Annotated in this window: 12 protein-coding genes; 6 read left to right on the top strand and 6 right to left on the bottom strand. The window is 73.5% G+C overall.

What is annotated here, in order from left to right; translation table 11 throughout:
- Positions 1-55 precede the first annotated feature (55 nt).
- A complete protein-coding gene (locus ACEZDE_RS11695) occupies positions 56-2149 on the bottom strand; it encodes a hypothetical protein (RefSeq protein ID WP_380535311.1) in 2094 nt (697 codons plus the stop codon).
- Positions 2150-2687: 538 nt separating this feature from the next.
- On the opposite strand from ACEZDE_RS11695, the gene ACEZDE_RS11690 reads away from it, so the two are divergent.
- Together ACEZDE_RS11690 and ACEZDE_RS11685 are read left to right on the top strand one after the other, a co-directional pair.
- Positions 2688-3152 carry a WhiB family transcriptional regulator gene (locus tag ACEZDE_RS11690; RefSeq protein ID WP_380535309.1) on the top strand — a complete coding sequence of 155 codons (465 nt, stop codon included), beginning with the start codon at positions 2688-2690 and terminating at the stop codon, positions 3150-3152.
- 140 nt (positions 3153-3292) lie between these two features.
- On the top strand, positions 3293-4768 hold the full coding sequence (locus ACEZDE_RS11685) for an FtsW/RodA/SpoVE family cell cycle protein (RefSeq protein ID WP_380535306.1): 1476 nt from the start codon (positions 3293-3295) through the stop codon (positions 4766-4768).
- A 42-nt stretch (positions 4769-4810) separates the two neighbouring features.
- Here ACEZDE_RS11685 and ACEZDE_RS11680 read toward each other — a convergent pair whose 3' ends face one another.
- Both ACEZDE_RS11680 and ACEZDE_RS11675 read right to left on the bottom strand, forming a co-directional pair.
- Entirely contained in the window at positions 4811-6106 is a 1296-nt protein-coding gene (locus ACEZDE_RS11680) for a YncE family protein (protein WP_380535304.1), read from the bottom strand.
- Entirely contained in the window at positions 6106-6930 is an 825-nt protein-coding gene (locus tag ACEZDE_RS11675) for a polysaccharide deacetylase family protein (RefSeq protein ID WP_380535301.1), read from the bottom strand. Before ACEZDE_RS11675 ends, ACEZDE_RS11680 begins: the two co-directional genes overlap by 1 nt.
- A 140-nt stretch (positions 6931-7070) precedes the next feature.
- Here ACEZDE_RS11675 and ACEZDE_RS11670 point away from each other — a divergent pair, with 140 nt between their 5' ends.
- The gene (locus ACEZDE_RS11670; protein ID WP_380535689.1) at positions 7071-7832 is read left to right on the top strand and encodes an enoyl-CoA hydratase/isomerase family protein; all 762 of its coding nucleotides are present in this window, start codon (positions 7071-7073) and stop codon (positions 7830-7832) included.
- Between the two features lie 53 nt (positions 7833-7885).
- Here ACEZDE_RS11670 and xylA read toward each other — a convergent pair whose 3' ends face one another.
- Positions 7886-9055, bottom strand: a complete 1170-nt coding sequence (gene xylA, locus ACEZDE_RS11665; protein ID WP_380535299.1) for a xylose isomerase — start codon at positions 9053-9055, stop codon at positions 7886-7888.
- 121 nt (positions 9056-9176) lie between these two features.
- On the opposite strand from xylA, the gene xylB reads away from it, so the two are divergent.
- The 3 genes from xylB (at position 9177) to ACEZDE_RS11650 (ending at position 13006) form a co-directional block, all read left to right on the top strand.
- On the top strand, positions 9177-10583 hold the full coding sequence (xylB, locus tag ACEZDE_RS11660) for a xylulokinase (RefSeq protein ID WP_380535297.1): 1407 nt from the start codon (positions 9177-9179) through the stop codon (positions 10581-10583).
- Positions 10584-10621: 38 nt separating this feature from the next.
- Positions 10622-11851, top strand: a complete 1230-nt coding sequence (locus tag ACEZDE_RS11655) for an ROK family transcriptional regulator (RefSeq protein WP_380535294.1) — start codon at positions 10622-10624, stop codon at positions 11849-11851.
- A gap of 87 nt (positions 11852-11938) precedes the next feature.
- A complete protein-coding gene (locus ACEZDE_RS11650) occupies positions 11939-13006 on the top strand; it encodes a DUF3533 domain-containing protein (RefSeq protein WP_380535292.1) in 1068 nt (355 codons plus the stop codon).
- Here the strand turns inward: ACEZDE_RS11650 and ACEZDE_RS11645 are convergent.
- Both ACEZDE_RS11645 and ACEZDE_RS11640 read right to left on the bottom strand, forming a co-directional pair.
- A complete protein-coding gene (locus ACEZDE_RS11645; RefSeq protein WP_380535291.1) occupies positions 13003-13227 on the bottom strand; it encodes a hypothetical protein in 225 nt (74 codons plus the stop codon). The genes ACEZDE_RS11650 and ACEZDE_RS11645 overlap by 4 nt on opposite strands.
- A gap of 53 nt (positions 13228-13280) precedes the next feature.
- On the bottom strand, positions 13281-14444 hold the full coding sequence (locus ACEZDE_RS11640; protein ID WP_380535289.1) for an inorganic phosphate transporter: 1164 nt from the start codon (positions 14442-14444) through the stop codon (positions 13281-13283).
- Between the last annotated feature and the right edge of the window lie 242 nt (positions 14445-14686).

Below are 14686 nucleotides of genomic sequence, written 5' to 3'. Positions count from 1 at the left end.
GAGGGCGAGGCGGGACGCCGACAGCCGACACGGCTGTCGGCGTCCCGCCGCTCTGTCACTCCTCGTCCCACTCCGCCGAGTCGGCGCCGAGGTCGTCCTCGTCGGATGCGTCGTCCGGCCCACCACCGAGGGCCCGGTCGACCCGCGCCACCTGGCGAGCAGCCACCTGGCCCCAGTACCCGAATTTGGACTGTGCGTCGACCAGTCGCTCGACTGCGGACTTGGTCTCGCTGGTGGGCCATCCGCGCTGGTCCATGAGCATCCCGCTGCCGGGCCCCTCGATCCGGTCGAGGTCCTCCAGCATCGTCGCGATCTGGTCGACGGTGTGGAGGAGCTGCTGCTGGAGCCGGGACGCCTTCATCGACGGGGTGTCGGACTCAAGGCTGACCGGACGGTTGAGCGGCCCCCCGGTCGGGAAGCCGTCGTAGCGGAGCCACTGGTCGGTCAGTACCAGGTCCGGTCCCTCCGGGTCCCGCTGGAGCTCGCCCTCCGGGTCCACCCTGCCCCGGATCACGGAACCGTCCTCCTCCACGAGGCGGGGCGCGACGCCCGCGCGGCCGTCGACGACGGCCTGCCGCAGCAGCCTGAGCCCTCGCTCGTCCTCCAGCATCAGTTTGAGGAGGTCCTGGGGGCCACGGGAGTCCCCGCCCTTGTTGTCCATGGCGTCGCGTTTCAGTGACTCGTACCCGGTCAGGTGGTACTGCGCGAGCGCAGCGAGTTCGAGGCGGTCCCGCCACGCATCGGGGTTGCCCTGCTCGGCCTCGGGCCGCACCAGTTCGGCCAGCGCACCCGCCAGCAGTTCGTCGGGGCTGCGGCCGGTGACCCGCCAGCGCCGTGAGGCGTACTCGGGCAGATGGGTGGCCCGGAGGTAGGCGGCGCGCATCGCTCCGGCGCGCTCCCGCGCCGGATCCCCCGGGGGAAAGGTGACCGCGGCGCTGCGGGTCGGGCGCAGCGCCAACTCGGCCACCACGTCGCTGCGGCGGGGGGAGGTGACCGACCGCTTCGCGGTCACTTCCATGATCCCCTGGTCCACCAGGGGGCGGAGGTCGGACTGGAGCAGTACCGCGAGGGCGTTGGCGGCCTGCTCGTCGTACTCGGTGGGAAGCCCCGCCGCCTCGGCGGCCTGAGGGGTCAGCAGTCCGGCGAGGTAGTCGTGCCGTACGTCGTCGAGCACGCTGGCCGAGCGCAGCACCTCCAGGACGGACTCGGCCATCGCCTCCAGCTTGCCCGTGGGAGTCCACGGGCGCGGCGGGTCCACGTGCAGCATGCCGACGTAGGCGGCCACCGCCCTCGCGAAGCCGTAGCCGGTGCCCGGCTGCGGCGTGAAACGCAGGAAGACCCGGGCGGGCGTGATCAGCGCGTTGCGCATCGCGCGCAGCCTGCGTGCCGCGGTGGCACCCAGCGAGGCCGGATCCGGCGACGAGATGTCGCTGAGGAAGCGGCGGTAGGAGTCCCGGTTCGCCGGGAGGTCGTAGTGCGTGGTGCGGGGATTGCTCAGGCCGAGCGCGGAGTGGGCGCCGGTGATCCGGCTCGAACCGTCCGCGGTGCCCAGCAGCGGCATCGCAGGCTGGCCGTCGCGGTGCCGCATCTCGAAGTACACCACCGTGACCGGCATGACGATGCCACGTGCACCCACCGAGTCCTTCAACGGGTTCTTCACCAGGACGTAGTCGTAGGCCCGCTTCGCCTCCTCCAGGGCGTGCTCGACGCTGTCCGCCTGGATCCACAGCTCACAGCTGCGGCCTGCTTCGGAGCGGGGCCCGGTCAGCGGACCGAAGTACCCGGCAGCGCCGCCCGCCGGGTACACCCGCATGTCCATCGTCCGGCTGTTCGTGGGCAGGGGAACCAGGCCAGGGGTGTACATGTCGATGTCGATGACCTCGATGGTGCCGCCCGAGACATTGATCCTGGTCGGGCTGTTCAGCGCGATGCGCAGGGCTGCGGGGTCGACCACACCGTGCGCGAGCGAGGCGGCGAACTCGTCCGGCAGCCCGAACTCGGTGGCTGCCTTGAAGGCCCGGTGGATCGCCGCCGTCTTCGGCAGTGACGGCATCGGCCCGTCGCCGAAGCGGGACCAGAGCACCCCTTCGCCGGCCTCGAACTTTTCCGAGCCGTCCTCGGCCGCAGCCGTCGTGTCTGCTTCGTCCACCGTGTCGCCTCCGGGCGATCACGAGCGGCGCGGTGCCGCTCACCTGGCCTCGGACGGTCGTCCGAGGGGTGTGGCGATGGCCCACGTGCCGTGCACCACGTCGCGGCACGTCCCGGGGGCGGGCGGGTGCCGTGACGCGCCGAGAAGGGGAAACCGGTCCGCGAGGACTCCGGTCACCGGGCCGTGGCCCGGTGCTGTGTGTCCGCCGCCGCTGCGGGCGTCGTCCGGTCGTGGTCTCGACTGCGTGGCTCCAGTGGAACACGGGGGGCGGCCCGAAACGGGAAATATGCGGCCGGAGTTTCCCCGCGTGCTTTTCTCCCGCACGGCCCCCAGCCGGGGTCTAACGTTGCTTCAGCACCGGGGGTCACTCCGAAAGCCTGCGAGCGCCGAAGGCGCAGCCACGCGGCGTGAAGGGCATCGTCCCGGATCGACCGTCTCGCGCGGCCTGAGACTCGGCGCTCCAAGAGAAGACAGAGATCCAGCGCGAGTGTGACCCTCCCGCTCTTTTCCGCACGTGTGTGCGGCCTCAAGGAGCGGTATGGGTACCGACGCATTTATTGACATGATCGCGCCTGAAGTTCTGTATGCGGCGATCGAGCCGATCGCACCGCCGGTCGGCACCGGTTCCTGCACGGAGCACGACCCGGTCCGGTTCGCCTCCCCGGGGCGGCAGCAGAAGGCGTTCGACGGGGAGGCGGAGGACCCGGAGAAGGACTACCCGGCCGCCCGCGCCCTCTGCCTCGGCTGCCCCCTGCTGGAGGACTGTCGCGACTACGCCGACCGCAGCGGCGAAGGACACACCTTCCTCGCCGGGCAGACCGCCGAGCAGCGCCTGGCCTCGCGGAGCAAGCGGAGCGAGATCGCGAAGCGGCGGCTCCAGGTCCAGAACCTGCACCGGCTCGGCGCGGGCACCCGGGTCGTCGCCGACATCGTGCAGCGGGACCCCAGCCTCGTCCGCAGCGACCTGCGGGCCCTCGCCCGGCAGACGGGCGCCCCGGTCTGACGGCGGCGCCGGCCGGGTAACGCGGATCACAGCCGGACGCCGTCAGGAACCGGGGATTCCGGAGGGCCGTCCCTCGATGGGACGGGACCTGCGAGAATGCGACGGTTCTGACGGCGATTTGGTTGGGTGGGGTGCGGACGATGGGCGGACGTCGTGCGGCGGGGGTCGTCCCCGGTGCAGCTGCCAGGGACTCCGGGTTCTCCGGGCCGCCGGCCCGGCGGCGGAATCTTGAGCTGCTGCTGATCCTCTTCGCGATCGCCATCTGCGCCTTCGGCGACGCGAGCATGGAGCTGGCGGTCAAGGACAAGCTGCCGAGCGGCTTCGTCGTGCAGATCGGCGGTCTGGCGCTGGTCGCCCTGCTGACGCACCTGGTGGTGCGGCAGTGGGCGGCCTACGCCGACCCGCTGATCCTGCCGATCTCGGTACTGCTCACCGGGCTCGGGCTGACCCTGATCCACCGGCTGGACTACGCCACGCTGCAGCAGAACTCCGCCAACGTGGTGATGGCCGGCGGCCAGGCGATGTGGACGGTCATCGCGGTGGTGGTGTTCGCCGGGTTCGTGATCGGGGTCAAGCACCACCGGGTGCTCCAGCGCTACACCTACCTGGTGATGGCGGTGTCGCTGGTGATGCTGGTGGCCCCGGCCTTCTTCTCCGGCGACATGTACGGCGCGCGGCGCTGGATCCGGCTGGGGCCGCTGTCGGTGCAGCCCGGCGAGTTCACCAAGCTCGCCATCATCGTGTTCTTCGCCAGCTACCTGATGGCGAACCGGGACGCGCTGGCGCTGGTCGGCCGGAAGGTGATGGGGGTCAGCCTGCCGCGCGGGCGGAACCTGGGCCCGGTGCTGGTGATCTGGGCGGTCAGCCTGGTGGTGCTGGTGGCCGAGTCCGACCTGGGCACCTCGATGATCTTCTTCGGCGCGTTCATCGTGATGCTCTACATCGCCACCGAGCGCACCGGGTGGCTGGTGCTGGGCTGCGGCATGGCGCTGGCCGGCGCGGTCGCGGCGGGCACGCTGGTCTCGCACGTCACCTACCGGGTCAACAACTGGCTCGACCCGATGGCCTACTACACCCACGTGGTCAACGGGAACCCGCCGCTGGGCAGCTCGCCGCAGCTGGCGCAGTCGCTGTTCGCGCTGGCCGGCGGCGGGTTCCTGGGCACCGGCCTGGGCAAGGGACACTCCATCCTGATCGGCTTCGCCAACCGCAGCGACTGGATCCTGGCGACCGTGGGCGAGGAACTGGGCACCGCCGGGCTGATGGCGGTGCTGCTGATGTACCTGCTGCTGGCGCAGCGCGGCATGCGGACCGCGATCCGGCTCACCGACCCGTTCGGCAAGCTGCTGGCCTCCGGTCTGGCGGCGACCCTGCTGCTGCAGGTGTTCGTGGTGTCCGGCGGCGTGGTCGGGCTGATCCCGCAGACCGGCAAGGCGCTGCCGTTCCTGGCCCAGGGCGGGTCCTCGACGGTGGCCAACTGGATCATGGTGGCGCTGCTGATCAAGCTCAGCGACGCGGCCGGGCACGCCGAGCTGGCCGTTCCGCAGGACCCGGCCGAGACCCTGACCATCTCCCCGGAGGAGATCGCCGCGGCCCGCGCCGAGTACGGGGTCTGACCCCGCCCGCCCTGCCCCGTCCCGCCCGCAGGCCGCAGGCGGTTAGCGGAACACCCCCGTGTGCCCCAGCGAGTAGCGTCCCGGCTGGGGGTAGACCGCCAGGCCGTGCGGTCCGTCGCCGACCGGGATCCGGGCGATCAGGTGGCCGTCCACCGTGGAGATGGCGTAGACCTCGGCGTTGTAGCGGCCGGACAGCCAGAGCACCTTGCCGTCGGCGGACACCCCGCCCATGTCCGGGCTGCCGCCGCCGGGGATGCGCCACTTGTGGACCAGCTTCCCGGTGGCGAAGTCCAGCACCGAGATCGAGCCCTCGCCCCGGTTGGAGATGTAGAGGTCGGCGGAGTCCCGGCTGACGTAGAGGCCGTGCGCGCCCGCGCCGGTCTTCAGCAGCACCGGCTTGGAGAAGGTGTCGCCGTTCAGCTCCCACACCCCGTTGGCCACCATGTCGGCGACGTACCAGACCTTCCCGTCCGGGGAGATCTTGACGTCCTGCGGCATGGAGCCGTCGAAGGGGATCTTCTGACGGGCGATCACCTGCATCTTCGCGGTGTCCACCTTGAGCAGGTCGCCGGAGAACTCGCAGGACACGATGAAGTACTGCCCGTTCGGCGAGAAGTCCGCGTGGTTCACCCCGGCGCAGCCGGCCGGGACCGACTTCACCACCTTCATGGTGTGCGCGTCCCGGAACACCAGGGCGTGGTCGTTGGAGGCCATCACGATCGCGTACTTGCCGTTGGGCGTGAAGTAGAGGTTGTACGGGTCGTGCACGTCGACCGGCTTGCCCTCGGCGCCGGTGGCCGGGTCGATCGGGGTCAGGTCGTTGCCGAGGTCGTCGTTCACCCACAGCGTCCGCAGGTCCCAGGACGGCACCACGTGCTGCGGCTCATGGCCCACGTGCAGGGTCCTCACCACCGTGTAGGTGGCCGGGTCGATGATGCTGACGGTGTCGGAGAGCGTGTTCGGCACATAGACCAGCGAGGGGAAGCGGCGGACCACCGGGGAGAGCGCGTTCGGCCGGTCCGCCGCGTAGACGTCGGTGGGGGACAGCGGCGCGGGCATGCCCTGGAGGTAGCCGTCGGCGGCCGGGTGCTCCGCGTCGCCTGCGCCCGCGGCTGCGGGGGCGGGACCGGCCGCGAGGGTCGGGCCGAGGACCCGGGCGGTGGCCCGGTCGGCCGGGTGGGCCAGCATCGCGGCGTGCGGCCCGGCCGCGCCGGTGGCGCCGGTGGCGCCGCCGGACGAGCAGGCTGAGGCGGTCAGCAGCCCGGCGGCGGAGAGCGCGGCCAGGGCCGCGGCGGGCAGGATGCGCCGGGAGAGCGGCATGGGGGGTGTCGGGGGCATCAGCTCAGCAGCTCCGAAGTGGTGACCGCGCGCAGTCCGCGCCGGTGCAGGCCGTCGAGGATCGCGGGCAGCGCGGCGACCGTGCCGCTGTGCCCGAAGTGCAGGCTGACCACCGACCCGGGACGCACCGCGTCCAGGACGGTACGGGTGACGGCGGTCGCGCCGGGGTCGGTGTAGTCGAGCGAGTCCAGGTCGTAGCTCAGGCAGTGCGCGTACCCGGCCCGGCGGGCCTGGGCGGCGACGGTGGCGGTGCAGTCCTGGGCCTGGGACGGGCGGAACCAGCGGCCGATGCTCCCGGTCAGCTGCTTCAGCCGGGCGCCGCACGCGGCGATCTCGGCGTAGGCGTGGTCCGCGGACATGGTGGAGATCGGCAGGTGGTGCTCGGTGTGGTTGCCCAGTTCATGGCCGCCGTCGAGGACCAGCCTGGCCATCTCCGGCTGCTGGTCCAACCAGGTGCCGACGGCCATCACGGTGATCCTCGCGTCGGCGCGGGCGGCCTCGGCCAGCAGCGCCCTGGCGATGGCCGGGTCGCCCTGACCGTGGAAGGTGAGGGCGACCGCGTCGCCGGTGCCCGGCCCGGAGCGGATCTCGAACGGCAGCCCGGCGGCGAGGCTCGGCGCGGCGGAGGCGCCGGGCGCGGCAGCCGCGGTGGTGGAGCCCGCGGGCGCGGCACCGGCCGACGAGGCGGGAGCAGCCGAGGAGACGGGCGCGGTGGAGCCGGCCGCCGCGGGGGTGGCCGTGCGGTCCGAGCAGGCGGCGGTCAGCGAGCCGGCGGCTCCGACGGCCGCCAGGCGCAGCAGGTCGCGACGGTCGAATGGGGTCACCGCTCGAACTCTAGGGTGACTGTCCGGTTACCGCGCGTCGAGCGTTGGTCCGGGCGACGTAGAGTGGCGCAGGTCGTGGACATGCGGGGTCGGCGGGAGGTGCGGCGGTGCAGCAGGGACGCAAGGAGTTGCCCTACGGGGTGCCGGGGTTGGTGGCCGCGCTGGGCGACGACGGGGTGGCGGTGCTGACCGTCGACCGCCCGGAGAAACGCAATGCGCTGACCGGGGCCATGTGGGCGGCGCTGCCCGGACTGCTGCGGCAGCTGGCCGAGGAGCCGGGGGTGCGGGTGCTGCTGCTGACCGGCGCGGGCGGCAGCTTCAGCGCGGGTGCGGACATCGCCGAACTGGCCGAGGTGTACCGGGATCCGGCCTCGGCCGACGCCTACCACGCCGTCAACGTGGTCGCCGAGGAGGCGCTCGCGGCGTTCCCGCGGCCGACCCTGGCGGTCATCCGCGGCGCCTGCGTGGGCGGCGGCTGCCAGCTCGCGGTGGCCTGCGACCTGCGCTTCGCCGCGCCGGACGCCCGGCTCGGGATCACCCCGGCCAAGCTGGGCATCGTCTACCCGGCGGTGCCGACGGTACGGCTGCTGCGGCTGGTCGGCCCGGCTCGGGCGAAGTACCTGCTCTACTCGGGCGAGCTGGTGACCGCGGCGACGGCGCTGACGTTCGGCCTGGTCGAGGAGGTGGCCGAGGACGTGGAGACCCGGGCGCTTGAGTTCGCCCGCACCCTGGCCGCGGGCTCGGCGCAGACCCAGGGCGCGGTGCAGGACGTCATCGCCGCCGAGTTGGGCGACTGGGACGCGCAGGCCGCGGTCTCCGCCTGGGAGCAGGCCTCGCGCAGCGCGCCGGACGTGACCGAGGGCCTCGCCGCTTTCCTGGAGCGCCGCCCCCCGAGGTTCTGACGCCCCGGGAGGCGGCCGGCTGCGCGGCCGGCAGTGCCGCTGCTGACGGTCGGTCAGAGGCCGAGCAGGTGGTCCATCGCCAGCTGGTCCAGCTGCTCGAAGGCCATCCCGCGCGCGCCCGCGGCGTCCGCGTCGAACTCCTCGAACGCGCTGGGGTCGGCCAGCAGGTCGGCCAGGGTCTCGCCCGCGCCGAGGGTGGGCTGCGCCAGCTCGTGCAGCCGGGAGGCGCGCAGTGCCTCCTGCACCGCCGGGTCGGCCCGGAACGCCTCGGCCTTGGCCTTGAGCGCCAGGTAGTTGCGCATGTTCCCGGCGGCCGAGGCCCAGACCCCGTCGATGTCCTCGGTGCGGGCCGGCTTGAAGTCGAAGTGCCGCGGGCCGGTGTAGTCGGACGACTCCAGCAGGTCCACCAGCCAGAACGCCTGGCGCAGGTCGCCCGCGCCGAAGCGCAGGTCCTGGTCGAACTTGATCCCGGACTGGCCGTTGAGGTCGATGTGGAACAGCTTGCCGTGCCACAGCGCCTGGGCGATGCCGTGCGGGAAGTTCAGCCCGGCCATCTGCTCGTGGCCGACCTCGGGGTTGAGGCCGACCCGGTCGGCGTGCTCCAGCGAGTTGATGAAGGCCAGGGCGTGGCCGACGGTCGGCAGCAGGATGTCGCCGCGCGGCTCGTTGGGCTTGGGCTCGATCGCGAAGCGGAGGTCGTAGCCCTGCTCCACGACGTAGTCGCCGAGCAGGTCGAAGGCCTCCTTCAGTCGGTCCAGGGCGACCCGGACGTCCTTGGCGGCGCCGGACTCGGAACCCTCGCGACCACCCCAGGCGACATAGGTGGTGGCGCCCAGCTCGGCGGCCAGGTCGATGTTGCGGATGGTCTTGCGCAGCGCGTAGCGGCGGACGTCGCGGTCGTTGGCGGTGAACGCGCCGTCCTTGAACACCGGGTGGGTGAACAGGTTGGTGGTCGCCATCGGCACGGCCATGCCGGTGGCGTCCAGGGCCGCCCGGAAGCGCTTGACCAGGGCCTCGCGGGTGGCGGCGTCGCTGCCGTGCGGGATCAGGTCGTCGTCGTGGAAGGTGACGCCGTACGCGCCCAGCTCGGCCAGCCGGTGCACCGACTCGACCGGGTCCAGGGCCGGGCGGGTGGCGTCGCCGAAGGGGTCGCGGCCCTGCCAGCCGACGGTCCAGAGTCCGAAGGTGAAGCGGTCGGCGGGGGTGGGCGTGAGGTCGGTCATGGGGTCGGCTCCAGAGGGGGATGCGGCTGAGGGGTATTCGTCATCGCAATAAACAAATTAGTATCAGTCGGCCGGGAGCGGAAGGGCCGCGGGGTGCCGGGTTCGATTCGAGGAGGAAAACGTGCAGGTCGTGATCGGGATCGACAGTTCCACGCAGTCGACCAAGGCGCTCGCCGTCGACGTGGGGACCGGCGCGGTGGTCGGCCAGGGCCGGGCCGGGCACACCGTCAGCGGCGGCGCGGGGCGGGAGAGCGACCCGCGCGAGTGGTGGCGCGCGCTGGGCGAGGCGGTCGCCGCGACCGGCTGGGCCGACCGGGCCGCCGCGGTCTCGGTCGGCGGCCAGCAGCACGGCCTGGTCACCCTGGACGCGGACGGCGAACCGGTCCGTCCGGCGCTGCTGTGGAACGACGTGCGCTCCGCCCCGCAGGCCGCCGAACTGGTCGCCGAGCTGGGCCGGGAGACCTGGGCCCGACGGGCCGGAAGCGTCCCCGGGGCCGCGTTCACCGCCGCGAAGTGGGCCTGGCTGCGGGCCGCCGAACCGGAGTCCGCGGCCCGCACCGCCGCGGTCCGGCTGCCGCACGACTACCTGACCGAGCGGCTCACCGGCGCCGCCGCCACCGACCGCGGCGACGCCTCCGGCACCGGCTGGTGGACCCCGCAGGGCTACGACACCGCGCTGCTGGCCCGGCTCGGCCTGGACGCCGGGATGCTGCCGACCGTGGTCGAGCCGGGCAAGCCCGCCGGACAGGTCGGCGACGGCCTGCCGCTGCGGGCCGGGATCCCGGTCGCCGCCGGGACCGGCGACAACATGGCCGCCGCGCTCGGCCTCGGCCTCGGCGCCGGGCGGCCGGTGCTCAGCCTGGGCACCTCCGGCACGGTCTACGCGGTCACCCGCGGCCGTCCGGCCGACCCCAGCGGCACGGTCTGCGGCTTCGCCGACGCGCTGGACGGCTGGCTGCCGCTGGCCTGCACCCTCAACTGCACCCTGGCCGTGGACCGGGTCGCCGCGCTGCTCGGCCGGGACCGGGAGGCGGTGGAGCCCGGCGGCTCCGCCGTCGTCCTGCCGTACTTCGACGGCGAGCGGACGCCGGACCTCCCGTACGCGGCCGGTCTGTTCCAGGGCCTGCGGCACGACACCACCCCGGGCCAGCTGCTCCAGGCGGCCTACGACGGGGCCGCGTACTCGCTGCTGGCGGCGTTGGAGCAGGTGCTGACCGCGGGCGGCGAGCCCGCCGACGGGAGCGGGGAGCTGCTGCTGATCGGCGGCGGCGCGCAGGGCGCGGCCTGGCAGCGGACCGTGCTGCGGCTGTCCGGGCGGGCGGTGCGGATCCCGGCCGCGCGGGAGCTGGTGGCGCTCGGCGCGGCGGCGCAGGCGGCGGGACTGCTCACCGGCGAGCGCGCGGACGAGGTGGCCCGGCGCTGGGACACCGCCGCGGGCCCGCTGCTGGAGCCGGTGCCCCGGGACGGCGCGGCGCTGCGGCGGATCGCCGATACCCTGCAACGATCCACCGCACTGTTCGAACGCTGAATGACCGGACGCTGAATCCTTGAGGCCACGGGGGTCCCATGCCGAGCACACCAGATCCACCGCGCCCGCCGGGTCCGTCCGGCGACGCCCGCCGTCCCGCGTCGCAGCAGGGGATGCGCCGGCAGAACCTGGCGCTGGTGCTCGGCATGATCGCCGAGCACGGGCCGCTGTCCCGCGCCGACGTCGCCGTCCGCACCGGGCTGACCAGGGCGGCGGTGTCCAGCCTGGTGGTCTCGCTGCACCAGGCCGGCCTGGTGGTGGAGCTGGGCCCGGCGCCGAGCGGACGGGTCGGCCGTCCCGGCCACGCGCTGGTGCTCAGCTCCACCGGACCGGCCGGCCTGGGTCTTGAGGTCGGCGTCGAGCACCTCGCGGTCTGCGTGGCCGACCTCAGCGGCGAGGTGCGGGCGCAGCTGCGGGTCGCCGCCGCCAACCGGGGCCGTCCGGCCGCCGAGGTGCTGGCCGAGCTGACCGGCCTGGCCGAGCGGGTGCTGGGCGAGGCGGCGGCGCTGGGACTGCGCCCGGCCGGGGCGGTGATGGCGGTGCCCGGCCTGGTGGACGCGGCGTCCGGCGAGGTGGTGCACGCGGCCAACCTCGGCTGGCGCGGGCTGCGGCTGCCGGAGCTGCTGCTCGGGCTGCGGCTCGAAGCCGGGAACGAGGCCAACCTCGGCGCCCTGGCCGAGCTGTGGCACGGCGGCCCCGGCGGCCCGGCCGACTTCGTCCATGTCTCGGCGGAGTCCGGCATCGGCGCGGCGCTGGTGGTCGGCGGACGGCTGTTCCCCGGCGCGCGCGGCTTCGCCGGGGAGCTGGGCCACGTCCCGGTGCACCCGGAAGGACCCGGCTGCCCCTGCGGCGCGCGCGGCTGCCTGGAGCAGTACGCGGGCGAGGGCGCGGTGCTGGCGGCGGCCGGGCTGCCGCAGGCGCCGGGCGACTGGGTCGGGCTGCTGGCCAAGCGCGCGGCCGAGGGCGCGGCGCCGGTCCTGGCGGCGCTGGAGCAGGCCGGGGCGGCCCTGGGCACGGCGCTGGCCGGGGCGGTCAACCTGGTCGACCCGGAGGCGGTGGTGCTCGGCGGCGCCTACGCGGAGCTGGGCGAGTGGCTACTGCCGGAGATGCGCCGGGAGCTGGCGGAGCGGGTGACGGTCCGTCCGTGGGAGCCAGGGGCGCTGACCGTGTCCGCGCTGGGACGGGGCGGACCGCTGCTGGGGGCGGCCCTGGTGACGGTGCGTCGGGTGCTGGAGGACCCGGGGGGATTGCTGCCGCTGCCGGACTGACCGGCGTGGGGCGACCGCTTACCCGTGCCCGCGATGCTACGAATTATCTGATTTGTATGTCGCGGTGCGAGTGGATGGGCGGTCGGCATGTCCAGTGGGGTGAGCGGAGCACAGCTCCAACGCGGCTTCGGGGCCGAGGTCAGGGACGCGGTGACGACCAGGGCCGCGGTGCTGGTGGTCGGCGTGCTGCTGCTGCAGTTCGGCTTCATCGTCTCCTACGTGGGGGCGCTGCATCACCCCTACCCGCACCGGGCCGCCCTGGCCGTGGCGGCCCCGGCGCAGGTCAGCGGGCAGCTGGTGGGGCAGCTCAACGCGATCCCCAAGCAGCCGCTGGACGCCCGCCCGGTCGCCGACGAGGCGGCGGCGCGGCGTCAGATCCTGGACCAGAAGGTCTACGCGGCGCTGCTGTTCGACCCGACCGGCCGCCGGGACCGGCTGCTGCTGGCGAACGCGTCCGGACCGGCGCTGGCGACCGCGATCGAGAAGGTGGTCACCGGCGCCGAGGCGCGGCAGGGCCGGACCGTGGCCACCGAGGACCTGGTGCCGCTGGCGAGCGGCGACGCGGAGGGGCTCTCCTCCTTCTACCTGGCGGTGGGGCTGTGCGTGGGCGGCTACCTGGTCGCCTCGATCCTCGGCATCAGCGCCGGGTCGCGCCCGGCCAACCGCAAGCGCGCGGTGATCCGGCTGGCGGTGCTGGCGCTGTACTCGGTCGCGGCCGGCCTCGGCGGCGCGGTGATCGTCGGCCCGGTGCTGAACGCCCTGCCGGGCAGCGTCTGGGGGCTGTGGGGGACCGGTGCGCTGGTGGTCTTCGCGGTGGGCGCGATCACCATGGCGCTCGAGTGCCTGTTCGACGTGGTCGGCATCGGCCTGGCGGTGCTGCTGTTCGTGGTCCTCGGCAACCCCAGCGCGGGCGGGGTGTTCCCGCCCCCGCTGATGCCGCCGTTCTGGCGCGCGATCGGCCCCTGGCTCCCCAACGGCGCGGGCACCAGCCTGGCCCGCTCGATCGCCTACTTCGACGGCACCGCGCTGACCCGGCCGCTGCTGGTGCTGGTGGTCTGGGCGGTGGTCGGCGTCCTGGTCTCGCTGCTCGCCACCGGCCGCCGCCCCCGCGGCGGCCGGCCGACACTCCAGCCGGAGGCCGGGCCGCAGCTCTAACCCGCGATCAGGTAGAGGCCGTAGCCGACCGCCGCGGCGCAGGCGGCGAAGGAGAGAGCGGCCACGGCGAGCGCGCCGCCGCGGGTGGCGGCGGCCCCGGCCGGGGCGGTCTCGCGGCGGGAGAGCGCCGCGATGCCGAGGCAGAACACGGCGACCACGCCGACGGTGACCAGGGTGCTCACCGCGAAGGTGCTGCCCAGGGCGGACCAGTGGATGTTCATGGGTGTGCGGCTCCAGTCCGGATCGGACGGTCGGACGGTCGGGTGGCGGAGGGTCAGGCGGCGACGGGGGCGGGCGAGGCGGGCGACGGCGGCGGCGGGGTGATGCTGACCGGCTCGTCGTCGACCACGTTGTGGGCGGTGACCGCCTTGCCGCGGGAGACCAGGTAGATCCAGGCGCTCAGCCCGATCCCGATCGCCGCCAGCAGCGCGATGCCCCAGTCGCCCTGGTCGGCGAGGTACGTACCCGCCCCGCCGAGCAGCCCCGCGGCCGGGAGGGTGAGGCACCAGGCGTAGGCCATCTTCCGGCCGGTGGACCAGTTGACCCGGCCGCTGCGCCCGGCCTTGCCCGCGCCCATGATGCCGCCGCCGCAGACCTGGGTGGTGGAGAGGCCGTAGCCCATGTGCGAGGAGGTGAGGATCACCGCGGCCGAGGCGGTCTGCGCGGCGAAGCCCTGTGGGGCCTCGATCTCGGTGATGCCCTTGCCCATGGTCCGGATGATCCGCCAGCCGCCCAGGTAGGTGCCGAGCGCGATGGCCAGGCCGGAGCTGACGATCACCCAGGTGGGCGGGTTGGAGCCGGGGACGACCACGCCCGCGGTGACCAGGGTCAGCGTGATCACGCCCATGGTCTTCTGGGCGTCGTTGGTGCCGTGCGCCAGCGAGACCAGCGAGGCGGAGGCGATCTGACCGAACCTGAAGCCGGTGCGGTTGGCCTTCTCGGTGCCCTTGGCGGTGATCCGGTAGGCGGCCTTGGTCGCCGCCCAGGCGGCGACGCCGGCCACCACCGGCGAAGCCGCGGCGGGCAGCAGGATCTTGGTGACCACGGTGTCGAGGTGCACGCCGTGCGCCCCGACCGCGACCAGGGTCGCGCCGATCAGGCCGCCGTACAGGGCGTGCGAGGAGCTGGAGGGGATGCCGCGCAGCCAGGTGACCAGGTTCCAGATGATGGCGCCGATCAGTGCGGCGAAGACCACCTGGGGGCGGACCCCGGAGCCCTCGTCGATGATCCCGCCGGAGATGGTCTTGGCGACCTCCACCGACAGGAACGCGCCTGCCAGGTTGAGGACCCCGGAGATCGCCACGGCGACCCTGGGACGCAGCGCGCCGGTGGCGATGGAGGTGGCCATCGAGTTGGCGGTGTCGTGGAAGCCGTTGGTGAAGTCGAAAGCGAGGGCCGTGATGATCACGACACCCACCAGGAACGTCATGTGTCCCATGAACCAAACAATCGTCTCAGCGGAATCGTCGTGGCTGACCGTAGGGATGCTGGGTGAACGGAAAGTGAACTGACGGCCGATCTGAAGTAGCCGTGCGTGCGTAACCCGGACGAAACCGGCCGCAATACCCGGCAGAGCCCAACTCCTGGCGGGATCCCGCCGTTCAACGCGCCTTCAGAGGAGAGCTGTGTCACATTCACCGGCTGCTGCTTCGCTGAGATCGGCGTGAGAATCCAGGACGT

The organism is Streptacidiphilus cavernicola (assembly GCF_042510955.1).
Taxonomy (GTDB): Bacteria; Actinomycetota; Actinomycetes; order Streptomycetales; family Streptomycetaceae; genus Streptacidiphilus; species Streptacidiphilus cavernicola.
Note: the sequence above shows the minus strand (reverse complement) of the source record. Positions and strands in the feature narration are given on the sequence as shown.